The organism is Methylotuvimicrobium sp. KM2 (genome assembly GCF_038051925.1).
GTDB lineage: Bacteria > Pseudomonadota > Gammaproteobacteria > Methylococcales > Methylomonadaceae > Methylotuvimicrobium.
In genome coordinates, this window is record NZ_CP150634.1 from 4,782,115 (window position 1) to 4,807,052 (window position 24,938).

Genomic DNA, 24,938 nt, shown 5'->3' on the forward strand with positions numbered 1-24,938 from the left:
AATTGTCTTTGCGCCAGCGAAGTATGTTTCTAACCCTGGACGGCAAATTAATGGTTGGCCAGTTCATGCTCTACATACGTAGAGCCAATAAATGGTATCGAGGCCTCATTGGTTAAGATTGAAAAGGGTAATTTTTGGACTTATGTATAACAGTCAGCGCAGGACCGTGGGAAACAGAAAAAAGTTGGGGTTTGTAATTTAGAACAAGCGGCCTTACCAAAAAATAGACAAAACAATGCTCCGGCGATAACAATTTCTAACGCCGATTCTCTTGCTAATAGGAGGATAATGCATCTTTTGTTCTTGAAAAATGAGACCGCTATCACATTTTATTTCTATTTACATTGCTTAACCCGGACAGGGCGGAATACGGGAGGTCTTGCGTTTCGAAATTACCGGATTCCGCTGCAGGTAGCAGGTAGTTACCAAAAGGATCCATTGGCTTTTAAAAATCCAAAGCTTCGATGCGCTCATCGGCTTTGCCGGAAAAACTTTCCTCAAAGCGTCCTAACACGCCGGCTTCTCGGGCTAGGCGGCGGAAGTTTTCGGAACGATTGGTGGTTTCCGAGGCGAACAGGATGAGTTCCAATTCCAGCGGCGGCATCGCCTTCATCAAATTCTTAACAAGCTGCGGATTGACGCCGTTACCACCGAAGTCGCCGAGCGATAAGGCTCTCGAGAAGCCGTAAAACTGCTGCATACGGCTTTCGCATAATTGACTGTAGCGCAAGCGATGCCTTTCGTGTTTTAGCGATTCTTTGATCGCGAGCGTCGCCGCCGCCGCATTGTATAAGGCGTTTTGCACGCCGTGGGAAAATACCGGGTCGACAAAGGCCGCGGCATCGCCGATGCAGTAATAGTTTTCGCCGCAGATATTGTCGGAATAATAAGAATAATTCGGCCTGAATTGCAGGGAGCCTTCAATGAATTGCGCGGTTTCCAACAGACGGCTCAAGTGCGGCAATTTCGTGCAGACGTTCAGAAAAAAAGCTTCCCGTTGCTGCCGATCCATGCCTTTGGTGCGCTCGGTCGGCGCGATAAGGCCGACGCTGGTTTTGCCGCGCAATACGATATGCCATATCCAGCCGTCTTCAAAGGACATGACAAAGGTAACCGGTTTGACTCGGCTCAGCTCTTCTTCATTATGACTTTGACGATCGACGCCGACAAATCGCGAGTTTGTAAAATAACCCCACAACGATAAAAAATTAGTCTGGGTACTGATAGTCCGGCGGGTTTTAAACTGGTTGGCCAACAAGGAGCTCGGGCCGCTCGCGTCGACGACGAAACGGCAACGAATGCTACCGTCATCGTTACTGCTACCGCGCTTGTCGGTATAGTGTACTTTCGGCCAACGGCTGTCGGAAAGGTCGATTTTTTTGACCGCGACTTCGTGAAACACCCGGGCACCGCAGCTTTGGGCATGCTTTAGCAGGATGTCGTCGAAAATATCGCGCTCGACATGCAGGCCGGGGCGGGTATAACCGAAGTCCGAAAAGCGGATTTGTTTGATCTTGTCGTTCCAGACCGTGATGCTGCCGGCTTTAGCGAGAAAGCCTTCGTGTTCGATTTTTTCCGATACGCCGGTCATATCGGTGAATTTCCAAATATGCGGAATCAGGCTTTCACCGACTTGATTGCGAGGGAACGTCGCCCGGTCGAGCAACACGACATCGATTCCGGCTTGCGCGAGATGCGTAGCCGCGCTGCTTCCGGCCGGGCCGCCGCCGATCACCAGAACATCGCATGAGCTGGGGATAGCAGTCATAAAGCGACCTTACAAATCGCCCAAAACGGCTTTTGCGGTCGGATGCGTCATCCATTCGGCGACATCGCGGCCTAGGGTTTTAACACAGCGTCCTAAAATGGCGCAGGTGCCTTTATAGGTGCCGAACATGCCGCCGGTGGAATAACGGCGGGCCTTGAAATCACCTAACTCTTTACCGTTTTCGCTGAGCGAACCGGTAATCGTGACGGTTTTAGGCCCCGACCATGCTCCGCCTGCGGCGCCTTGCACTTCATCGATGGTGACTGTCAGAACTTTCGCGTCCGCCGGTCCTGCTTCGGTATCGGTCAAGATGGTTGCATAGTTCCGCGCGGCATTTTCTTTGATGAACTGAGATAGCTTGCCGTCTAGATTGCATTCTTCTTTGACTGCGCCTCGAATATAAGATTCGTCTTTAAAGGCGATCGGTTTAATAATTAAAGTACCTGTGCCGCTGGTTTGTATCGGCTGACTGGCGGATTTCGAGCCTTGCGAAGCACAACCGCTTAAGCTCAACAGAAAAACCGGTAACATCACATAAGTTAATTTCATCATTTACCTCCTCTTAGTATTAATAAACAAGCGTATAAGCATAGCGTAAGTATTCAGTCCCACAGCAATTATCGTTCCTTCGCTCTGCGTAGGAACGATAGGAGGATGTGAATATACTCATCGTAGATGAAAATTCGGCCTCGGCACTGCCGAAATTTGAAGTGCGAAAGGTATAATTAGCTCTTCATGATCAATACGGCTTATACCATTATATATATCCGTCAACCATACGCTGTATACTGTTCATGAGCGAAGCTTTAAAAGCGGCATCATTTGCCCAAAGCTTATAGAAGTCCAAATCATCCTTTCGTTTTTGTAACATGATTTCCTTCACCATTTTTTCAAAAGCCAAATGCTGGTTGTGGGGATCGGCGCTTTCCAGATACTTACTCCTAAAATCCGGATGTTTAGTCAGTGCATCTCGCATACTCAATAAACGAATTCTTTGCTCTTCAGGCGTCACACTCCATCCTTGGAACCAGCGCTCATTAAAGGAACGGATGATTTCGTCTAGCGGATCCGCCTCTTTCTCGCCGCCATGCGCACCGCGAGGATTAGGGTTTTGTGGGTCGAGCTCAGTTTCTTGATCGTTCAGCTTGATTGCATGGTTGAGCTTTACACGTTGTAAACCGTATGAGCTCAAGTCTACTGACTCCAGCAGTTCATCGATGGCATCCGTATCGGGGTCTGCAACTTTTAGTTTAGGGATCAAGAACTTCAGGAACCAGAATAGCTTTTCCCATGCCACCATCTCATAAGGCATGATCGACGCCATTTGGCCGTATATCTTAACAAACTGCTTGGCCTTGATTTTGAAGTCTACTTTAGCGTCAGGCTCCAGCTCCAATTCGCTCTCAAATCTGGCCGCTGCGGTATCAATAATCGGACTTAACGTTTGCGCGTCTTCATTGTTGAAAAAACGCGCAACAAAATTCTCTACCTCGTACCACTCATATACCCCTACCTCGTCCAGAGCATCCTTCAACTCATGCAGAACATTGATATCGGTTGCCTGAGACAACGAAGTCGCGGTATAGAACGGATCAAATGCAGCCTGAATATCTTCAGCGGAGTTAAAGAAATCCAAAACAAACAAGTCTTCCGTTTTTTTACCCAACTTGGGCGCGCTGCGGTTAAGGCGGGATAGTGCTTGCACACACAAAACGCCGGCGAGTTTTTTATCGACATACATGGCGCAAAGCTTGGGCTGGTCAAAGCCGGTCAGGTACTTATTGGCAACCACCAATAAGCGATACTCATCGGTATCAAATTTGTCTTTGGTGTCGGTTTCTGCAAAGCCGTTGATATCCGCTTCGGTGTACTCAATACCGTCCACTTCCTTGGTGCCGGAAAAGGCGATTAGAACCTTAAACGGATTGCCTTGCGCTTCCAACACTCGACGAATGGCTTTGTAATAGCGGATCGCTGTCTCAATATTTTGAGTCACCACCATCCCTTTGCCCTTGCCCTTAAGCTTTTTGGCATTCACTACCTGCGGAATGAAATGCTCAAGCATGATTTCGGCCTTGGTATCGATGGTGTGCTGGCTTCGCTCAACATAAGCCCTTAACTTTTTCTGGGCTTTTTGAGTATCAAACTCAGGGTTCTCGGCAATAGATTTTTCAATCTCATAGTAGCTTTTGTAGGTGGTGTAGTTGGCCAGCACGTCCAAAATAAAGCCTTCTTCAATCGCTTGCTTCATCGAATACAGATGAAACGGTTTGAATGTGCCGTCTGCTTGCTTCTGGCCAAACTTCTCTAAGGTGCTGTTTTTCGGAGTTGCCGTGAACGCCAAATAAGAGGCATTGCCACGCATTTTGCGTGAATTCATGGCTTGCAGAATTTTGTCTTGCGCATCTTCCGCTTCTTCGACATCTGTGCGCCCCATGGCTCGGTTCATGCTGTCGTGCGCCGAACCCGACTGCGAGCTGTGTGCTTCATCGATAATCACGGCAAAGCGTTTATCACTCAGATCGCTAATGCCGTCAATAATAAAGGGGAATTTTTGAATGGTCGTGATGATGATCTTCTTGCCATTCTCTAATGCTTGTTTCAACTCAGATGACTTATGCGCCGGCGCGATGATATTTTTGGCCTCAGAGAATTCCTTAATGTTGTCTCTGAGTTGCTTATCCAATAGTCGTCTGACTGTGACAACAATCACCGAGTCAAACAAAGGTTGCTCCAGGCTCTTGCCACCGGATACCGCTTCCGATGCAGGGTAGGTTTCAATCAACTGATAAGCCGCCCAAGTGATCGAGTTTGACTTACCTGAACCGGCAGAGTGCTGAATCAAATAAGTCTGACCGACGCCGTTGTTCGACGCATGATCGACCAACTTTCGAACAACATCCAACTGATGGTAACGCGGGAAGAAGAGCGTTCGCTTTGGCAATGGATCTTTGCCGCCGCCATCTAGCCGAACAAAGTGCTGAATGATGTTGACAATACTGTCTTTGGTGAAGATCTCTTCCCAAAGATAAGCTGTTTTATGACCCTGCGGATTTGGGGGATTACCTTGACCCAGGTTATGCCCTTTGTTAAACGGTAAGAAGAAGGTACTTTCCCCAGCCAATTTGGTGGTCATGTAAACTTCATCCGTATCCACCGCCATATGCACCAAGCAACGTCCAAACGTCAGTAACGGCTGTGTTGTATCTCGATCTTCACGGTATTGTTTCTGGCCGTGATAACGCGCAGTCTGCCCCGTCCAAGCATTCTTTAGCTCAAGCGTAACCAGAGGAATGCCATTGATGAACAGCACCATATCGATCTCTTGCAGGGGATTGGCAAGCGAGTACCGAACCTGTCTTGTGCAGCTGAAAATGTTATTTGCAAAATTCTGCGTTACTTTCTCACTGCTACTGGCGAGTGGTGCGGGATACAGCAGGTTAAAATGCGCATCATCGACACTTAAGCCTTTTTTCAATAGATGTAAGATACCGTGCTTTTTGATCAGTCGGTCATAACGTTCAAGCAGCTTACGTTGCCAATCACCCGGGTTGTTTTTCTGAAGCTTGGCCAGCTCTTGTTCCTGAGTTTTTTCCAGAAACTGCCAGAAAAAGCGTTCGTCAATGGCATATTGGCTATTAAAATCTGATGCCTGACCAACTTTATAAAGTTGATTATGAAAATCAGGTGTTACTTCTTGAACGCCCGCTTTTAGCTCCTCTAAGCAAGTGCCGGTTAGGCATTTTTCAATCGCCGCTTCAAGCGCTTGTTCGTTTGTTTGACTGACCATATACCCCGCCTAAAAATGTACTATTATCACCAAGCCTATGATATACCTTTCGCACTTCAAATTTCGGCAGTGCCTTAGGAGGCCCCCCGGTGCCGAATTTTGATCTCCGATGGGTATAAATAGCTTTCTTTATGATTCTTTGTGGTTTTTCTCGTGAGAACCTAACAGCTCAGTTTCAAATTCTGCTTCAATATCTTCGACGCTCGGTAGGCTTGGCTTTAAATTTTTCGGTAATGATTTAGTTAATTGATATTCAGATACGCCTATAGGTTTATTGATATCACTAAGCGCATACTCCACTACCATGCGATCTTTATTTTTGCAAAGTAAAAGGCCAATGGTTGGCAGATCGCCAGCGCGACGTAATTGCTCATCGACGGCTTTAATATAAAAGTTCAGTTTTCCCGCATACTCGGGTTCAAAGTCGTTAATTTTTAGCTCAATCACTACATAACAATGGAGTTGCGTATGATAAAACAACAGATCCAAATAGAAGTCTCGTTCACCCACAGCAATTGGCACTTGTTGTCCCATGTAGGCAAAGCCTGAGCCTAATTCAAGCAAAAATTGGGTAATGTGTTTAACCAAGCTTTGTTCAAGCTCGCGCTCGCTGTGATCGACGCTTAGCGTCAGAAAATCAAAAATATAAGGGTCTTTTAGCGATTGTTGTGCTAAATCGGATTGGATGGCTGGCAAGGTCTGCTCAAAATTTGTGACCGCCATACCCTCTCGCTGCCATAAGCCTGATTCCATTTGATGAACCAGTACTGCTCGGCTCCAACCGTGGATTAATGACTGCTGAACATAATACAGCGCCTCTTGGTGATCTTGCGTTTTGCTAATAATGGCTAGGTTATGCCCCCACGGCAGTTGGCATAATTGGGCAACAGCCTGTTGCCCAATTTCCGCGTAAAAGCTGCGCCATTGGCGGATATATTTAAGATTACGAACCGAAAATCCTTTGACAGCAGGAAATTCCGCCATTAAATCTTTGCTCAGTTGGGGAATAAAACCCTCGCCCCATTGCGTCTTTTTCTGTTTTTCTAAAATTTCGCCACCAAGCTGCCAGTAAAATTGCAACAAGGTTTGATTCACCTTGATAACGGCTTTGAGTTGTGATTGGCGAAACTGCTGTTTTAATGCCTGAATCCAGTTAGCGTATTGGGTGTCTTTGATAATTTTCGTCATCACACGTACCCTATCATCTCTGGGGTAATTTTGATTTTGCCGGTAACCGCGCTGTTGATCAGGGTGGTTTTGTATTCTTTGAGTTTTTCGATTTGGGCATTCAGTAGCTTGTCTGCTGCTTCAGTCTTGGTTGCCAAGTCTTGTATGAACTGGATAATCTTTTCTTGTTCTTTCTCAGGAGGAACAACTGTTTTCAACTGCTTGAAGCCATCCCAGTATAATCTCTTACGAAAATCTGTAATTCCTTTAGAGTATCTATCCATCTGCTGTATAAACTTAGGGCACCGATACTGATACTCAAAAAAATCAGCAACAATTGCACCAATGGGCTTGGCAACAATATATGCAGGGCTAACCATTCCCTCTGTCGTTACAGCACCAATTCCACCCTGCCAAGCACGCATCATGTTGAAAGCGACATCCCCTTTTTTAACAAGAACATATTTCGTTTTATCCTCGATTTTGACGCGACCACGAACATTATCCTTCTCTGAGACCTCCTCAGAAGAAACACCTGAATGAATTGAAACTGAAAGCAGGGGTAATCCCTCTCTACCTGATTCTACGCGCTCAGTAAACAATGTGCGATTAGCCAGCACTTCCCAATGTTCGGGAATCATCCCAATCCAATCCACGTCCGAATTTTTCATGGGTACGTTGGGGTCTAGGCCTTGCGTGACTGCTTGCTGGATGATGATTTGCTTGCGCTCCTTGAGCAGGCTAATTTGCTGCTGTTTGATGGCAATGGCTTCGTCGATTTGGGCTGTTTTTATATCTAGGTATTTGGCGATGAGTCCTTGTTGACGTTCATCAGGAAGAATGAAAGGAATTCCTTTCATTCTTGTTTTGGACAAGTCCCACTGACCAATACGAACACCATCAGAAGCACTTCCGAAGTAAGATACATAGAGCTTACTACGGATGGCCCAGTTAAAAAAATCAGGATTAATCTCTTTAGCAAAGTCGAATATGTAATATGCGGGGCTAACTATTCCTGTATACTTTGATACCCCGTACGAACCTTGCCACGCTTTCATTTTATTCATACCAAACTGACCTTTTTTGATTAGCTTGTAACCACTCAAATCGTCTGGAATAAAGTTATGATTAGATTCTTGGTCTTCAATATTTCGCTCAATAACTCCCTGTTCCCTTGTTATTGAAAGTAATGGAAGTCCTGGATAGTTCTTAAAAGAAACAGAAGATAAACATGCTCCTAATTTTGATATTTCCCAATCTAAGGGAATTTCGCCAATCCATTTGAATCCTGAGTCCTTATAAGCCTTATACTTCGGCATTTCTGCAATAGTTACCATAATTGTATCTTCCTAATTTTGCAGTTTTTTCGGCTTTGAACTTGCCCAATGTGAACGCTTTCAAAATTCATCCGCAATGGGGATCAGAAGAGTGAAATGGGTCCAGCTTAATTGTCGCATCAGTGGTGCGACATTGTTTTCATACGGAAAAATAGCCGAAAATTGCATCATCTTGCGTAGGTTTTTCTCGCTAAAACTCTTGCCGTAATCAGCAGTCAATTGTCGCGACAGCGATGTGACAATCTTTTTCCCATAGTCAGCGCGCAGCCCTTGCAACACTTCTTCGTTGATTCGCTTTCCAAGTTGCCAATATAAATACGTCATTTGCTGGTTCACTTCTTGGGCGATCGTATTACGCGTCTTTTCAACCATCGCTTTCACCTCAGACATGAACTCATGGGACACGCTAGCCATCTCATGTTTCATAGTGGATTTCCCTCGGATAGATTTTTCAAACCCAAAATATTTGCGATCAACCCTTCCGCCTGCTGTTCCAGGCGAATAATGTCGGTTGCAACTTCCTCTAATGAACGCAGCGGCTTATGGCGATAAAAGTATTTGTTAAAGCTGATTTCATAACCGATTTTCACCGAATCGAGGTTGAGCCAGGCTTCGGCGACATGGGGCCGAACTTCATCCACAAAGTATTGATGAATGGCGGAATGTTCGCCCTTGGCTGGGTAGGTCAGTGGGATGGATTCGCTGTCGCGCAGGTCTGAATTCGACTCAAAAGTGACAAATTCGCCCTTTTTGCCTGTGGGGTAGTAGCCAAAATCCGGGAGTTCGGCTTCGTCACATGCATAGCGCTCTAACAGGTCTTCAAGCTTATCCGCACTGAGTTTAACCACTTTTTTCACCACCTTGGCTGCGCTGTCGTCATACCAACTCACGGCGTTTAAAATGGCGTTTTTCTCTGAGGCGCTCAGTTTGGTTTTTTGCGCTTTCAGTTGGGCTTCGACTAATTCTTTAAACGGGTTGTAGTCGTTGTATTCCTCCTGTCCGATGGCGGCCATCAGCTCGGTGGCGACGCGGTGCAGGGCTTGCAATGACAGCCAGTGTTTCACATCCAGTAATTTGCTTTTGGCTTTGGTGTTTAGGCTGATGTCGTTGTCTTCGCACCAACTGAGAATGGCTTTGTCGATGGATTTTAAAAAGCCGGCTTCGTAGACGCGCTCGCCGTGTTCTTGGTAAAGGTGCTCCATCACTTCGCTAAGGGCTTTATCAAAGCGCAGCGGCGCGATGGCCTCGGGTGTGAACTGCGCTTTGCGCCGGTCGGGGCGCTCAATGCTGACTTTGTAATAGCCAAAGTCGGCATTGTTAAACACCTTGCTGGCCAGGCCAATGGGGTCTTGGTTGTCGTTGAGTTGGCGTTCAACTTCGGCGCAGGCCAAATAGGTATGGGTGATTTCTTCAATGTGCTCGGGAGCAAATTCGCAGTTTTTGTTACCCAGGTTTTTGCGCAGTTTGCGAAACATCAGGCTGGCGTCGATTAACTGCACCTTACCTTGGCGTGATTCGGGTTTGTTGTTGTTCAAGACCCAGATGTAAGTGGTGATACCGGTGTTGTAAAACAGATTATTCGGTAGTTGAACGATGGCTTCCAGTCTATCGTTTTCGATGATGTAACGGCGAATATTACTCTCGCCACCGCCGGCATCGCCGGTAAACAGTGATGAACCATTGTGAACAGAGGCGATTCGGCTGCCGAGCGGGCTGACGGCCGGGTCTTTCATCTTGCTGACCATTTCCATCAGGAACAGTAACTGACCATCACTGGAGCGCGGCGTGGCATCAACCACTTCCTCATTGCCCCAGTAGTCTTTCAGGCTTACTTTGAAACGCGGGTCAATCACATCGTTGCCGTCTTTGATGTGCTTTTGTTCACCGGCCCAGCTTTTGCCATAAGGCGGGTTGGACAGCATAAAATCGAACTTGGTACCGGCAAACTCATCGGTAGACAGGGTTGAGCCTTCTCTGATGTTTTCCGGGTTATTGCCCTTAATCATCATGTCCGATTTACAAATCGCGTAGGTTTCGTCGTTGATCTCTTTGCCGTAGAGATACACATCTCGATTGTCGTTCGGGTATTTTTCTTCAATGAAATTTTGCGACTCCGTCAACATACCGCCGCTACCACAAGCCGGGTCATACACGGTCATCGTCAGTGGTAGCCGGTCTTTCACCGGGTCGAATACCAGGTGCGTCATCAGTTCAATGACTTCCCTGGGCGTAAAGTGTTCTCCGGCTTCTTCGTTATTTTCTTCGTTGAATTTGCGGACTAGTTCTTCAAACACATAACCCATGCCCAGGTTGGTCAATGCCGGCATTTTATTGCCATCCGGATCTTCAACGGTTTCGTGCGTTAGGTTGATATAAGGCGAGACAAATTTTTCGACGACATCCAGCAGCACCTGTTTTGACGCCATGTGGCGGATCTGAGACTTCAAGTTAAAGCATTCAATGATTTCTTTGACGTTGTCGCTGAAACCGAGCAGGTATTCTTCAAAGTTTGCCAGCATGATTTGCTGGTTGTTCGTTGCGGTATTGAAGAGTGACTTTAGCGTCCACTTGGACGTGTTATAAAACACATAGCCACTGGCGGCTTTTAACGGTTCGTCGTCCAACTCCGTGGCTTGCATTTCTTCTTTCTGAAATTTTACTTCTTCCAGCACCGCTTCTTTGGTTGGCTCAAGCAGGGTATCGAGCCGACGCAATACCACCATAGGCAGAATGACATCACGGTATTTGCCGCGAACGTACACATCGCGCAGACAGTCGTCGGCGATATTCCAGATAAACGAGATCAGCTTATTGTGTACACTGTGGTCCATTTTTTTCCTTTGAGTGCCCGGTTTCATCGGGAACTGATTCATTTCAGATGTTGTTCAATTTTTTTAAGGATTGGGTCGTAAATAACTTCCCCATTTTACGGAGGGTTCGGTTGCTCGATTGGCAGGTGTCGGCGGCAGGGAAAGCCGCCGTCAAGCCTACACGGACGTATTCACCCAGCACCTAAATTCCATAGCCTTTTGGCTATGGTAACTATCTTGCATAATTCATCCAGCACCTAAATAAGCCATGATTTTGAATCATTGCCAAACACCTATAGAATTTAGGTGCTGGATTTAGGTGCTGGGTTCACGGCGTCCTGCCAAGCGAGTTACCGAACCCTCAACAAAGCGCATAGTTCAAAGACGTTATTTATCACGAAATCCTAAGGCTTCTGATGCGTGTCATTCAAACCATTAGCCCGAGCGCCCCGGCGCCGAAATTTGACTAGATAACGACGAACGCGGAGCGTGGAAGTCATTCGGGGATGTTGTTTTTTACCGTATCTTCAAGCATCCTCCCGGTGCTTGATAATCAGCGGACAAAACAAAAAACCCAACAGCACGCCGAGCACGACGACGCCGGCCAGAATTCTAAGCGATGTACTCTCGGCCGTGCCCAAGCAACCGAAAGCCAGCGCACTGGTGGACATCGAGGCGGCCATCGCTTGATAGGTTAGTTTGATATTGCCGCCGCGATTTTCCTGGTAAAAAATACCGTAATCGACACAAATTGCTACGACCAGCAGAAAACCGACCAAATGCAGAAAACTGATCGCCGCGCCGCTCAAGGACCAGAGGCTTAAAATGAACAGCGCCGCCAATACCGCCGGCAATAAGGTTTGCAGCGTTTTTACCAGGCTTCGGTAGCGCACGGCCAATAACAGCACGATAATGAATAAACCGACCGCCAGCAAGATCCGGGCTCTTTCGGTATAGTCGCGGGTCATGTCGTTGAGCATATCGCGCTGGCTGAAATAACGCGCGTCCTCGATCGTAGCTAGCGCTGCCCGTAGCGCTTCGGGCTTATGTTCGGCCAGCCAGATCATCACGACGGTTTGGCGCTCCGTGCTGATGATACGGCTGTCTATCAGTCTTTTGACCGGTGTTTCGAATACTTGCTCCAATGTCAGCGGGTCCTGCTTCGGATAGTCGAATTGGCCTAATCGTTCGATCGACAAGCCTTGTTCCCGAAGGGCCTGTTGCCAGAGCTGCCGGTTATCGTCGGTCAGATAGTCTTGAAATAGCGCTTGATTACGCTGTTGTTGTTGCGCCGATAGCAGCCAAGGATACAGGCCGAAATACTCGTTCAGTTCGCCTTGTTGTTTCAATCGGTCCAGCACCGGATAAACTTGCTCGGCTTTTTGCAGTGCGGCTTCGATGTCTTGCCCGGTAATCAGCACGAAACGCCCCGGCTCAATGCTGACCATGCGCGCCCTTATGCGTTTGTCGTTTTCTTTCAGATAATCCAGTTCCGGCGTTAAATCCTGCATGTCTTCGAGCCAGCGTATCGACTGCAAACCTAACAACGATGAGCCTAGCAGCGCTAGCAGCACGGTCAACAGCCAAGGCCGGAAACGCGCGCAGAAGCTGGCCCAACGCGCGACAAGCGGGACCTTTAACGTTCTACGGCTGCCTGCGACGACCAAGCCCGGTAGGATGAAGCGGGTCAATAACAAGGCGGTAATGATGCCGGTACCGGCATAGACCGCGATTTGTTGAAATCCCGGATAACCGGACGCGCCCAAGGCCGTATAACCGACCAGTGTTGTAATACCACCGAGTAAAAGACTAGGCCAGATTCTGACAATCGCCGCGGTCTTGTCCCCGGCGCGAACCGTTTGCGCGTGTGCAACCGCATGTATCGGGTAGTCGATGCAGATACCGATCAACGTGGAGCCGATCGCAATCGTCATGCCGTGCACATAGCCGAATACCCAAGCGGTGCTCAGTATCGCGCTCAGGATCACGATAATCAATAAGGTGAATACTTGCAGCAATGCGCCGAACGAGCGGAATAGCAGCAGAAACAGCGCCATTAAGGCAATGGAAGACAGAACGCTAATTTGGACGATATCGCCCTGAATCAATTGTTGCGTTGCCACCGCAAACACCGGAACGCCGGTCATTTCCAGTCGCCAGGCTTCCGGCCGGGCTTGCATGAGTTCTTTAAAGGCTTGATCGATCGCCGCCTGAATTCGGCTTTGTTGCGGCGCGTCCAATCCGGCCATCTCGGTTTCCAGGATCAAATTCCGGTATTGCGTATTGGTGATGCCGGCTTGTTGCATTTGCGCGCCGACGGTGCGAAAGCCGTTTAGCGTCAATAACAAGGGATCTTGCAAGGCGATGCTTTTGATCATCGCGCCTTGCGGAGACAAGAGCGCTCGTTTCAAAAACTCGGCGCGTTGCGCCAAGCCTTGCGGCGTGAACAGCTCCGCCAAGTCCGATTCCGGGGTAAGACTGTAGAGCGCGCCGGCGTAATCGCGGTATAGTGCTTGCACCGCTTCGATGTTTTGGTTTTGTCGTTCGGGCGACCAGACTTCGAGCACTCCGTCGATGGTATTCAAGCGTTCTTGCAGTGCCTCGATGAAAGCGCCGGTGACCGGCTCGCCTGTATCCGAGCCGACCGAAATTAAATAACGCCGCGACAATGCGCCGGACTGCATTTCGCTCGCGAGCATCAGTTCTTCGGCATTGTCGCCGGCGATGATGAAAGCGGAAAGGTCGGTCTTGAATTCGACCGTTAATGCCACCAGCAATGTCAGCAATGGCGGCAACAGATAAAAAAGGCTATTGCGTAGCTTCGGCAAATCAGTTCCCCAGCAATTCTTTATACAAGCGATTCACTTCGGTTTCGATCGTTTTGCCTTCGGCATCCTTGCTCAACAAAAATTCGCTGTGATCGCCGTCGGCCTGCCTGATTTCGATACGCTCGGCTTGTTGTCCGGGCGGGCCTGAAATAACGACAGTCAATCCGGACCGGTCGCCCCGCCTAGGCTTCAGCGTCATCAGCCAGTCTTGCTCCCGGGCGTCGAAATCGACGCGATAAACTCTGTGCAGCAAGGCGATATCGGCATTGACCAAGGCATTGAAGAAGGCGATATGCAAGCTTAACGGATTGGCCGCGTCCAGCTCGCCTCGATGGCGCATATTAGCCGCCGGATCGAAATAGAACATCCGGTCGCCCTTGATGCCCATTAATACCCTCTCCGGTCGCAATTGTTCCTTGATCATCAAATCCGGCGCCTGCGAGTACAGATAACCGCTGCCTTGCCAAGGTTGATCGATAAGTTCCAGTATGCGGGTTTCTTGATAGGCGATTCGCACCGCGGTATCCGATTGCATCCTTTGCATGACTTCCCACTCGGTATCGACGGCATGGGCTGCTTTTGCCGATAAAAAGAACGGCAGTAGCAAAAGAAATGTTGAGCAAAATGAGGTGATGTTAGGTTTATTCATTTAGAGTGTTTGTACATACATCCCGATTCTCAAGGGGTTCCCATGCTCTGCGTTACTGACATTAAGGTAGGTGGGTCAAAACAGCGTAGCCCGGATGGAGCGTAGCGCAATCCGGGAAGCTCGGAGCCACGCCATTCCCGTATTCCGCTGCGCTGCATACGGGCTACATGCTGCAATTGCTCCTTGATCATCAAATCCGGCGCCATCGAGTACAAATAACCGCTGCCTTGCCAAGGTTGGTCGATAAGTTCCAGTATGCGGGTTTCTTGATAGGCGATTCGAACTGCCGTATCCGATTGCATCCTTTGCATGACTTCCCACTCGGTATCGACGGCATGGGCTGCTTTTGCCGATAAAAAGAACGGCAGTAGCAAAAGAAATATTGAGCAAAATGAGGTGATGTTAGGTTTATTCATTTAGAGTGTTTGTGCATCCATCCGGATTCCCAAATAGTTCCCATGCAGAGCGTTCATTGTTATACATAAATGGTGTATTACCGTCATGTCATCTTAGCTAATGTGACCTCGATACCATTTATTGTTACCTAACGCGCCCGGCTTCGAAATCGCGATCTGGGGATCGCTCCCACAGAGCATTCGAAACCTTTGTGGGAGCGACGCCTTCGTCGCGACTATCGAAGCCCCGATGCGCAATGTTCTGTGACTTATCAAACAGCACAGCTCCCGGATATTCCGATAACTGGTTGTCAAAACGCATGACGGTACTTGTCTATAACGTTGGGCGCAGAGCGTGAGAACGATGGAAAGCGATTTAAGGCAGGTCAAGATTAAGGAAAATTGTTTCATTAACGCGCCTGCGCATCCATCCAGATTTTTCGCCCGTTGACGATCATCGTTTTAATCGTCGAGCGCGGGTCGGGGATGCCTAGGCCGGGAAAGCGGAAATGGCGATAAATGTACTCTCCTATCATCAGAGCGCCGATCATCGTATAGATCAATATGCCGTTATAGACTGTCCACCAAAAATCGCTGCCCCAGACTGCCAAGATTGTACACATCGCGGCATTGAATGCGAAAAATCCTGTCCAGAGCAAAGTCAATTGACGGCAATAGACCAGGATTTCGGGAGGAATTTCAGGGAATTCCAGCCTTACGAAGCTTTCGATAAACGGCGGTCCCTTGTCTTTCAGCAAAGTCCGCCCGAAAACGCCCATCAACATGAGTTGAATCAATACCGGCAATATTTTCGCGGTGACGGTTTGCAGATAATACGCGCCCAACAGCAAGGCCAGCGCGAACAGGCCTTTGTAGATTTTGACTCTCAGGCTGGGTGCGGCCAACGCCCGCATCAGATAGAGGCCGGAAAAAATAGCCGGCGCCAGCCAGACCATGCCGCTTTCGATCCCCCGGTAAACCAGGTACGGATAGGATAGGAACAAGCCGGTGGCGATGATGCTTTTTATGAGGGCGGTCATTTCGAACAAGGATACATAGTAGGAGAAAAACAAAAAATAGGCTTAGGATTTGGCCGTAAATAATTTCCCTATTTTAAGTAGGGTTCGGTTGCTCGATTGGCAGGTGTCGGCGGCAGGAATAGCCGCCATCAAGCCTACACGGACGTATTCACCCAGCACCTAAATTCCATAGCCTTTTGGCTATGGTAACTATCTCGCATAATTTAGGTGCTGGGTTCACGGCGTCCTGCCAAGCGAGTGACCGAACCCTCAACAAGGCTCATAGTTTCAGGACGTTATTTATCACAAAATCCTTAGGTACCGTCTAAAAAATACTTTCGGATTTTATCGGGTACGTTACGCTAAACTTCAGTCAGTAAATGATGGACCGTTACTTAACCCATGCAACCGCGATACCGCTTGTTGTTACCTAGCATACATGGCTCCGAAATCGCGATCTGGGGATCGCTCCCACAGAGCATCCGGCCTTTTGTGGGAGCGACGCCTTCGTCGCGATTTCGAGGACGAAAGCGTTAAACGACAATAAATGATATCGAAGACTCATTGACTAGGTGGCTGTTTAAAAATGACTTACCGATTTTATCGGATGCGCTACGCCAAACTTCGGGAACTAGATGACGGACAGTTACTTAGCGCCGACCGCTCATTTGTTAGGGAAAAAAACGTTGCTTCGCCTCGTTCAATACGCAAGCGTCTTTCGTCGAGAATGTCTCGGTGCCAGCCGGGCATGTCGATTTCAGTTTCGTCACGAACCAAGGAATCCCAAATTGCTTCCATGGTTTCAAGACGTTCTGTCGTAGTCATTTTGTTGATTTCAAATGTATTCATAATCATTCCTCGACCCAACTCACCTTGCCGTCTTTGAAATGTACATTGAAGCGATTGAAACGGTGGCTCCAGTAAACCCAGCGATTGCCGTCCAAGCTCGGTGTTTCGGTGATCGGCGGATAGCCGATCGCGACTAGTACTGCGTCCTTGCTCATGCCTTTGGCTACCGTGCCGTTTTGAATATGTTGCTTTTCCAAGGCGTTGAACCTTGATAAATCGACCTTATTTGGCGCGAATAATTTATCGAAGGCCTGATAGACGTCATCTCCGGTATGTTTTTGAACATTTTTTATCGTCAAATGCTGGCTGGAATTATCGACCTCGACTTCGATCGTTTTATTGGTCATTTTCAATAGCCTAACCGGGGTATTGACCGGAATCGACGCGCCGCGCCGGTAATTGGTCGTTGGATGGACGTCTTTTTCGTAACGCATCACGAATTGCGTATAGTAGGTATCCCCCAATGAGATATGTGACGGCAAGGCTCCGGGCTTGATGGCTCTGGTGCAGGAGGCCAGCGAAAACAGTATTAATAAAAATAAACCGTAAATAGTCGTACGCATCATTATTCTTCTCCTCTTTCAAAAGCCGGTCGGTAACGCGTAGACCGGGTTATTCGATAATAGAACCACAAAAAAATGACGAAAACCGTCAGGCTGATGCCGATAATATTAGCAGTTAATGGAATCAATATCAGCGAGCTGAGCAACTCGACCAGGATCAACAGGATCAAGATGACGGCAATGCACCGACTATTCAGCTTAGTACAGCAATAAGCGCCCAACGGCGCGCCGATCACGACGACCGGCACTGCCGCTAGCCAGTAACGCTCTACTGTCGCGGTGAAGCTATCCAGCAAGAACCCATGTAGCGCAAATCCGGCCAGCGCATTGACCGCCATCAAGATCACCGAAGTCGGCGTCGAGACTTTTTCCGATAAACGGAACCACAAAACCATCACCGAAAAACAAATGATATCGATGCCGTTGCCGACCAAGCCGGTCATGCCGCCGCCGACGGTTCCGGTCAACAGCATAATGGCTTTTTCGCGCGCGCCGAAAAACGGCAGCGTGTTGTTATACAGTCGTTTTTGCCAAGTCAAGATCGTCAACGGCAATGCAAAAGCGGCGATCATCGCGGTGAACAGCATTTTTAACAGAGCGGGCGACAGCAAGGGCGCCAATGCCGCCGAACTGATCGAGACGCCGGCTAAACCGCCCAAACTGACCCAGGCAATGACCGGCCAGGCAACCGGAACGCGCAGCGCGATAATGGTCAACGACGCGGCGGTCATGCCAACGCTTTGAATGGCCAATGAGAAGACCTTGGCATCGAGCGGCGCGATATGCAGTACTTTCGTGAACACAGGAAAAGCGACCGCTCCGCCGCCTTCGCTGGTCGCGCCGGCGATGAACGAACCGAAGACCATCGTCAAAGTGACGGCCCAATTTTCTTCGATGATCGATAGGCTACCCGGCGAGCTGTAGGCGTACCAAGCCAGCCAAACCGCAAGTGCCAAAGCCGTGCTAAACAGTAATGGTTTATTCAAACGGCTGGTTGGATGATTTATCGTTTGATTGTCGATCAAGGGTGATGAATGCTTAATCCGCAAGAACATCCTCAAAAATTTCAGCGAGCGGAATCGTTAAGTCGAGACTGACAAGTCGGCAATCTTGTTGGCCGGTGTAATCATGCAATAGCCATTCGTTGTCCGCGGTCCGCCGATAGCATTCCACCCGGAGCGCGTCGATATCGACGATGACATATTCCTTGAGCGACTCCAGACTGCGGTACGCGGCGAATTTATCGCCCCGGTCGAATGCTGCCGTGGAATCGGACAATACTTCGGCAATGAGCGTCGGATGGGCTAAAAATTGTTCGGCCTTGCGGTCTTCCGGATGGCAAGTCACGATGACATCGGGATAGAAGAATGCGTCGGCCGACTCGACCCGCAGTTTCATGTCGGCCATGTAGGATTGGCAGGGCGTACCGCGTAATCGTATCTTCAGTGCGGCCAATAAGTTACCGGTAACGAGAACATGCTCGCGCCGCGCGCCGACCATTGCGAAGGTCTCTCCTGCAATGAATTCGTATTTCTCGGTTTGGGATTCCTCCCAAGCCAAAAAGTCATCGGCGTTGAATGTTAATGCTTCTGCTTGTTGCATAAATCTATTTATCCTGAAAATCTAAAATGACAAAATGGTAACGAATCAAAACCGGTCATCGGGTCGACGGCCGACCATTAGCGCATTATGTTCGGCTAGATAGTCAGGGCGGTGCATCGGCTTGATTAAAATCAGTCCCGCTATAAAACCGCCCGCATGCGCCCAAAAGGCGACACCACCGGCTTCATCGCCGATTGCCGGAATGCCGCTCAACAATTGAATCAAAAACCAATAACCCAGCATGAAGCCGGCGGGAACGGAAAACGATGTGATATAAAAACCAATCGGTATGATCGAATGTACCCGTGCTCTTGGATATAGCCGGGCATAAGCTCCCATGACGCCGCCGATCGCACCTGACGCGCCTACCATAGGTATCGCTGCTCCCGGATTGCTATAAATTTGAGCCCCCGCCGCGGCAAGTGCGCACAGCAAATAAAATGCCACGAAGCGAAAGCTACCCATCACATCCTCGACGTTATCGCCGAAAATCCATAAAAACCACATATTGGCGATTAAATGGAACCAACTGCCGTGCAAAAAGGCATGAGTCAACAGCGTGCTATTGCCGGTTTCGCCGCTTAGAATACAGCCGTAGTTCGCAGTCACTTGAATTGTCATTCCCTTAGGCACCATATTCAATAATTCACCCGGAATCAAGCCGTAATGACACAGCGACTTAACCAATGCAGCCTCTCCGCCGGCACCTTGAAGCAAGAGCCATACCGCGATATTCGCCGCAATGATTGCGATCGTGATCACGGGAGGACGAACGACAGGGTTTTCGTCTCGTATCGGTATCATTTTTAATCTCGGAGGGGTTTAATTTTTCTTACACTAAAACTCTTTTAGCTCTTAATGTATTCCAGGGAGCTCGAAACAACATAGCAGATATAGCCTTCGTAGATCATAATTCGGCACCGGGGCGCCCGTCAAAGGACACCGAATTTTGATCTACGATGATATAAAAAATTTATCTTGCCTTCGATAACTTGCATCTATTTTGAGTCTACACAACATCTATTCCGCCCGCTATGCTTGGCTTCATAAAGCGCTCGGTCGGCTCTTATGATCAGTTCATCGAGACTCTGCGTTTCCGGTCTCAAACACGCAATACCTAAACTCGCGGTAATTGTTTGTTCGATACCGGAAAGACTTAATTCGGTGATGGCCTCACGCAGTCGCTCTGCAAATTTAAGCGCGTTATGCGAATCCGCCTCTTCCAGAAGCAAGACAAATTCCTCGCCGCCGAAACGCGCAGCAAAATCGCTGTCTCGGCAACTTTTCCGGAAACAATCGGCGACCTTGACCAACACTTGGTCGCCCACCGCGTGACCATAGGTATCGTTGAAGCGTTTGAAGTGATCGATATCCAACATGATTACCGACAGGTTCCGTTTGTAACGCTGGGCGGCGCGAAATATCGGTTCGCCTTTTTGGTAGAATGCGCGCCGGTTCAAAATATTGGTCAACGGGTCTCTTGTTGCTAATAATTCGAGCTCCCGTGTGCGGTCTTTGACTTTTTGTTCAAGCGTTGCGTTGAGTCGTTTTAACTCGGTTTGCGTTTGTACGAAGTGATGTAACGAAATGGCGATCAATGCCAATGAAAAGCTTAACACGCCCCAGGTCAGCGGTATTCGCCGCCAAGGTAGAATACTGTGCGCCACAGCCATGTCGAGCAACAGCAATAGACCGAAAAAAGCAAATGTGACGATGATGACTTTTTGCTCATTATTGACATGACGAAATCTCGAGAAAGCCACTGCAAACAATAGCGTCAGGCTGAGCGTAAGTAAACCGTCAAAAACGAAATACATTCTGGAAATCGCGCTATAACCGAGCAATGGCAATATATTGGCGCCTACCGCATAGGCTAAATGAAATCGCCATAGCGCCCCGATCAATTTTTGATACTTGATTCCTGCGCACCACTCCCCGAACAATAAAGCCATTGCGACCGGCAATAAAAAATAGCCGGTCGCAGCCAGATGATCCCAAAATAAGGGTGCGTTGATCAACCACAATTTGACTTGGCTCTGACCGAAGACCATCAAGGTGGATGCCAAGGCGAACAATGCTAGATAATAAAAACTTCTCCGTTCGGCTTGCAGTAACGCGAAAAAAAAGGCCAAACCGGCAATCAGCAAGGAAAATCCGCTAACGACAATTTGTTCCACCGAATGATCGAAAATCAATTTGATCAAATCGAGTCGTTCCATCAACCTGACTTCGCCCCATAGGCCGATGTCGCTATAATCGGAAAAAACCCGAAAATAAAGAAACTTGCCGGCAAAATCGGCAGGCAGTTGGATCATGTGCCAAGGCCAACCTTCGAAACGTCCATGACCGTTATCATCGAAATGGCCGTACTGATAGATTTTTCGCCCATCCAGATAAGCTTGAACAATCAAGTCGACACTGTAGATATAAACGACCGGGTCATGCCAATTGCCATTCGGTAGAGAGGTACGAAACCAAACATTGGTCTGCCCGTCGCGTCCCGGAGGATTGGAAGGAAAGTCGATTACTTGCCATGCTTCGCTAGCGTTGTCTTGCTGAGCCCACTCCGGTCGCCCTTGAGCATCGAAAGGCGAGTCGCCCCAGCGGTATTGCCAGTCGTTATGCAATGGCAGGGGGGATTCATGTGCTTGGAGACAGACGGTAAAAAGTGACAGGCAAAGCATTAAGCCGCCTTTCAGTCGGTGTTCCGTCACAAGATCTATGAAGTAAACGACTAATCGTGTAAGCAACTGTATCAATCGGCCTGATAATAGAGATTGACGGGAAAGCCATCGCTTGCGATAGGCTGATAGCAAAGATCAGAGACATACCTTTTTGCTCTGCACACTTCGTCAAAGCCGTGAGCAATATTCGGTGTGCCTTGAATAGTTGTCATGGCGGAAGTATAGCAGCGTAACGCCTCGGAAAATGGTCATACCTCACAAGCCGGCAAATAGATTCATTAAATTTTGAATTAAGGCGAAAGGTATATAGTTAATTGTCTTGGATAATTTAGGTGCTGGGTGAATACGTCCATGTAGGCTTGACGGCCGCTATCCCTGCTGCCGACACCAGTCAATCGAGCAACCGCACCTCCTTTCAGCCATTGGCGCGATATAGAAAAAAGGAAGGTTATTCAGAGTTGAATCCTTGGGGTTCATGTTGGCTTTTAGTTCAAAAATATCAACTATTAACGCGAACATAGCCTTAAAATACACATAAAGAATCCCATAAAAGGCCTGAGGAACCAGTTTACTCCTTTCGCAAGTCAAATTTCGTCAGCGCCTACGGAGGCGCCGGGGTTCCGAATTATTATCTACGATGGGTGTAAATAGTAGCCATCAAAACCTAATTATTTCATTTCGTTACACAATATGACCGAACTCAATCCCCAACAACTTGCGGCGGTGCGCACCGTCGACGTTCCATTGCTTGTGCTAGCAGGCGCCGGCAGCGGCAAGACGCGCGTGATCACCGAAAAAATCGCCTATCTGGTCAAACAAGGTACACCGGCTCGACACATCGCGGCCGTGACATTCACGAATAAGGCCGCGCGCGAGATGAAAACACGGGTGTCGAAATTGCTGAACGACAAAGACATTCGAGGCTTGACCGTGTCGACTTTTCATTCGCTCGGTTTGAATATTCTCCGCAAGGAACACAAGATGCTCGGATACAAAGCCGCGTTGACGCTTTTCGACGAACTGGACAAACAAACGCTTCTGAAAAACCTGGTCATGCACAACGGGAAGGAATGCGATATCGACAAGGCCGATCATTACGCTTGGCAAATCGGTCAATGGAAAAACGCCTTCGTGACGCCGGAACAGGCCTTGTCTCATGCCTCGCAAGAACAAGCACCGGCCGCACATCTGTATAACGATTACACACGCAGCATGAAAGCCTACAATGCGGTCGATTTCGACGATTTGATTCTGATGCCGGTATTATTGTTTCAACAGCATCCTGAGGCTCTCGAAAAATGGCAAAATAAGATTCGTTATCTACTGGTCGACGAATATCAGGACACCAACATCACGCAATATCAATTGGTGAAACTGCTGGCCGGTAATCTGGGCCGCTTTACCGTGGTCGGCGACGACGATCAATCGATTTACGCCTGGCGCGGCGCGCAACCGGAAAATCTGGCGCAATTGCAAAAAGACTTCACGCGCCTGAAAGTGATCAAGCTTGAGCAAAACTACCGCTCGGCCGGACGGATTTTGAAGGTTGCGAACCAATTGATCGCGAACAATCCTCATACTTTTGAAAAACGCTTGTGGAGCGATTTGGGCTTCGGCGATCCGCTGCGCGTGTTGAGTCATAAGGACGAAACCATCGAAGCGAAACAGGTTGTCTCGGAAATCATTCATCACAAGTTTAAAACCGGCAGTAGCTACCAGGACTACGCGATTCTATACCGCGGGAATCATCAATCGCGACTGTTCGAACGGGCGCTACGCGAAAACAACGTGCCGTATTTTATCAGCGGTAGTACGTCGTTTTTCGCATATACCGAAATTAAAGACATACTCAGTTATTTGCGGTTGTTCGTGAATCCGGACGATGATGCCGCGTTTTTGCGCATTATCAACACGCCGCGCCGCGAAATCGGTCCGAATACCCTCGAAAAACTCGGTGCCTATGCCAACGAGCGCCACGTTAGTTTGTTTAAGGCCAGTAACGAAATGGGCCTGATGCAGAAGCTGTCCGACAAGGCGCGTCAGCGCCTTAATAAATTCACCGATTGGGTGACCGATACGGCGGATCGCATCGAGCGCGGCGATACTTTTGCCGTGATCGAGCAAATGATAGCCCAAATCGGCTACGAAGCGTGGCTGCGCGAAAACGCGAAGACGCCGCAATCGGCCGAACGCAAGATGCAAAATGTTTACGAACTGATCGACTGGTTGAAGCGCATCGCCGACAAAGACCTGGGCACCGAGAAATCATTGTCTGAAATCGTCTCGAAGATCATGTTGATGGATATACTTGAACGCAACCAGGAAGAAGAGGCCGGCGACCAGGTCAGCCTAATGACACTGCACGCAGCCAAGGGTCTCGAGTTTCCGCATGTTTTCTTAATCGGCATGGAAGAAAACCTGCTGCCGCATCAAAACAGCATCGAAACCGATAATATCGAGGAAGAGCGCCGACTCGCTTATGTCGGCATCACGCGCGCGCAGCGTTCATTGACCTTCAGTTATTGCACGCACAGAAAGCGCTATGGCGAAATAAGCGAATGCGAACCGAGCCGCTTTTTGGGCGAATTGCCGTCCGACGATTTGGAGTGGGCCAACAAAAAACAGCTCGATCCGGCCGTGGTCAAAGAGCGCGGCAAGGCCAGTCTCGCGCATTTGAAAACAATGCTATCGTAATTATCGCGGCGATCGGTTAGAATACGCATCCCAAACAAGCGCCCGTAGCTCAGCTGGATAGAGCGCGGCCCTCCGGAGGTAACGGTCATCCGGTTTTTGGGCTTGAGGGTCACGGTCATTTTAGAATGACCCCAAAGACTGTAAAATTTTATCGCAATTCACTTTGCGCCCGTAGCTCAGCTGGATAGAGCGCGGCCCTCCGGAGGCCGAGGCCAGAGGTTCGAATCCTCTCGGGCGCGCCATTTTGACATCTACCCCAAAACGGCCATTTTTGCTCTGTGCCCTGTATGTGCCCTATCTGTGCCATGCCCTTTAAAATAGATTGAGGTCAATTAAAGATTCCGACCTTTGCCCCCGATTGCGCATTTCGCCCATATCAAAATAAATCAGCACAGTTTTGCATTCTATTTTTGGAATTGATACTGAGCTATTCCTTGATATATCAACGACAATATTTAAGATATTATTTTCGAGTTTGCTTCAGTTTAGATCATCTCCAAAAATGACTAGAAAGCAATCGATGATAAAAAATTATTTGACCGGCTGAACCCGACTCTTGAACTTCCTGAAAAGCTGCAAGCTCTTTATCGCCGGTTAAAAAATGAATATCTTCTCCTGAACGCGTAGTTTTAAAAATCCGGTCTGAAGATTTTCGAGTTTTAATGATTTGACGCTCTTCAATATCAATTTTTTGCTTTACGCAAACAATTTGATTTGTTTAACGAATAAACAAAAGAATGAACTCGATGCACAACGAAATCATCGTGTCGCTCGCCATATGTG

20 protein-coding genes and 1 tRNA gene are annotated in these 24,938 nt (G+C 48.5%); 2 read left to right on the plus strand and 19 right to left on the minus strand.

What is annotated here, in order from left to right; translation table 11 throughout:
- Positions 1-445: 445 nt before the first annotated feature.
- The 19 genes from WJM45_RS20185 to WJM45_RS20275 form a co-directional block, all read right to left on the minus strand.
- Complete coding sequence (locus tag WJM45_RS20185) at positions 446-1,768, minus strand: NAD(P)/FAD-dependent oxidoreductase (protein WP_341326808.1); 1,323 nt, start codon at positions 1,766-1,768, stop codon at positions 446-448.
- A gap of 9 nt (positions 1,769-1,777) precedes the next feature.
- Complete coding sequence (locus WJM45_RS20190) at positions 1,778-2,320, minus strand: hypothetical protein (protein ID WP_341326809.1); 543 nt, start codon at positions 2,318-2,320, stop codon at positions 1,778-1,780.
- A gap of 205 nt (positions 2,321-2,525) precedes the next feature.
- Complete coding sequence (locus tag WJM45_RS20195) at positions 2,526-5,558, minus strand: type I restriction endonuclease subunit R (RefSeq protein WP_341326810.1); 3,033 nt, start codon at positions 5,556-5,558, stop codon at positions 2,526-2,528.
- A 129-nt stretch (positions 5,559-5,687) separates the two neighbouring features.
- Positions 5,688-6,746, minus strand: a complete 1,059-nt coding sequence (locus tag WJM45_RS20200) for a PDDEXK nuclease domain-containing protein (protein ID WP_341326811.1) — start codon at positions 6,744-6,746, stop codon at positions 5,688-5,690.
- Entirely contained in the window at positions 6,746-8,062 is a 1,317-nt protein-coding gene (locus WJM45_RS20205; protein WP_341326812.1) for a restriction endonuclease subunit S, read from the minus strand. Before WJM45_RS20205 ends, WJM45_RS20200 begins: the two co-directional genes overlap by 1 nt.
- Before the next feature lie 60 nt (positions 8,063-8,122).
- Positions 8,123-8,488 (minus strand): DUF1016 N-terminal domain-containing protein, encoded by a 366-nt coding sequence (locus tag WJM45_RS20210; RefSeq protein WP_341326813.1) that lies wholly within the window; start codon positions 8,486-8,488, stop codon positions 8,123-8,125.
- Positions 8,485-10,893: a class I SAM-dependent DNA methyltransferase gene (locus WJM45_RS20215; protein WP_341326814.1), complete on the minus strand. Its 2,409-nt coding sequence runs from the start codon at positions 10,891-10,893 to the stop codon at positions 8,485-8,487. The genes WJM45_RS20210 and WJM45_RS20215 overlap by 4 nt, the downstream gene beginning before the upstream one ends.
- A gap of 506 nt (positions 10,894-11,399) precedes the next feature.
- Positions 11,400-13,700 carry an MMPL family transporter gene (locus tag WJM45_RS20220; protein WP_341326815.1) on the minus strand — a complete coding sequence of 767 codons (2,301 nt, stop codon included), beginning with the start codon at positions 13,698-13,700 and terminating at the stop codon, positions 11,400-11,402.
- Position 13,701: 1 nt separating this feature from the next.
- On the minus strand, positions 13,702-14,349 hold the full coding sequence (locus tag WJM45_RS20225) for a LolA-related protein (RefSeq protein WP_341326816.1): 648 nt from the start codon (positions 14,347-14,349) through the stop codon (positions 13,702-13,704).
- Positions 14,350-14,378: 29 nt separating this feature from the next.
- The gene (locus tag WJM45_RS20230) at positions 14,379-14,765 is read right to left on the minus strand and encodes a hypothetical protein (protein ID WP_341326817.1); all 387 of its coding nucleotides are present in this window, start codon (positions 14,763-14,765) and stop codon (positions 14,379-14,381) included.
- A gap of 124 nt (positions 14,766-14,889) precedes the next feature.
- Positions 14,890-15,066 (minus strand): hypothetical protein, encoded by a 177-nt coding sequence (locus WJM45_RS20235; protein ID WP_341326818.1) that lies wholly within the window; start codon positions 15,064-15,066, stop codon positions 14,890-14,892.
- A gap of 88 nt (positions 15,067-15,154) precedes the next feature.
- Positions 15,155-15,784 (minus strand): hypothetical protein, encoded by a 630-nt coding sequence (locus WJM45_RS20240; protein ID WP_341326819.1) that lies wholly within the window; start codon positions 15,782-15,784, stop codon positions 15,155-15,157.
- Positions 15,785-16,375: 591 nt separating this feature from the next.
- Entirely contained in the window at positions 16,376-16,612 is a 237-nt protein-coding gene (locus WJM45_RS20245; RefSeq protein WP_341326820.1) for an addiction module protein, read from the minus strand.
- Between the two features lie 2 nt (positions 16,613-16,614).
- On the minus strand, positions 16,615-17,178 hold the full coding sequence (locus tag WJM45_RS20250) for a hypothetical protein (RefSeq protein WP_341326821.1): 564 nt from the start codon (positions 17,176-17,178) through the stop codon (positions 16,615-16,617).
- The gene (locus tag WJM45_RS20255) at positions 17,178-18,230 is read right to left on the minus strand and encodes a sulfite exporter TauE/SafE family protein (RefSeq protein WP_341326822.1); all 1,053 of its coding nucleotides are present in this window, start codon (positions 18,228-18,230) and stop codon (positions 17,178-17,180) included. Before WJM45_RS20255 ends, WJM45_RS20250 begins: the two co-directional genes overlap by 1 nt.
- The gene (locus WJM45_RS20260) at positions 18,214-18,777 is read right to left on the minus strand and encodes a Uma2 family endonuclease (protein WP_341326823.1); all 564 of its coding nucleotides are present in this window, start codon (positions 18,775-18,777) and stop codon (positions 18,214-18,216) included. Before WJM45_RS20260 ends, WJM45_RS20255 begins: the two co-directional genes overlap by 17 nt.
- Before the next feature lie 45 nt (positions 18,778-18,822).
- Positions 18,823-19,581, minus strand: a complete 759-nt coding sequence (locus WJM45_RS20265; protein ID WP_341326824.1) for a rhomboid family intramembrane serine protease — start codon at positions 19,579-19,581, stop codon at positions 18,823-18,825.
- A gap of 194 nt (positions 19,582-19,775) precedes the next feature.
- Positions 19,776-21,491 carry a diguanylate cyclase gene (locus tag WJM45_RS20270; RefSeq protein WP_341326825.1) on the minus strand — a complete coding sequence of 572 codons (1,716 nt, stop codon included), beginning with the start codon at positions 21,489-21,491 and terminating at the stop codon, positions 19,776-19,778.
- 41 nt (positions 21,492-21,532) lie between these two features.
- Complete coding sequence (locus WJM45_RS20275) at positions 21,533-21,673, minus strand: hypothetical protein (RefSeq protein ID WP_341326826.1); 141 nt, start codon at positions 21,671-21,673, stop codon at positions 21,533-21,535.
- Between the two features lie 478 nt (positions 21,674-22,151).
- On the opposite strand from WJM45_RS20275, the gene rep reads away from it, so the two are divergent.
- The gene (gene rep, locus WJM45_RS20280) at positions 22,152-24,155 is read left to right on the plus strand and encodes a DNA helicase Rep (protein ID WP_341326827.1); all 2,004 of its coding nucleotides are present in this window, start codon (positions 22,152-22,154) and stop codon (positions 24,153-24,155) included.
- 165 nt (positions 24,156-24,320) lie between these two features.
- Positions 24,321-24,397 (plus strand) — tRNA-Arg (locus tag WJM45_RS20285).
- Positions 24,398-24,938 lie beyond the last annotated feature (541 nt).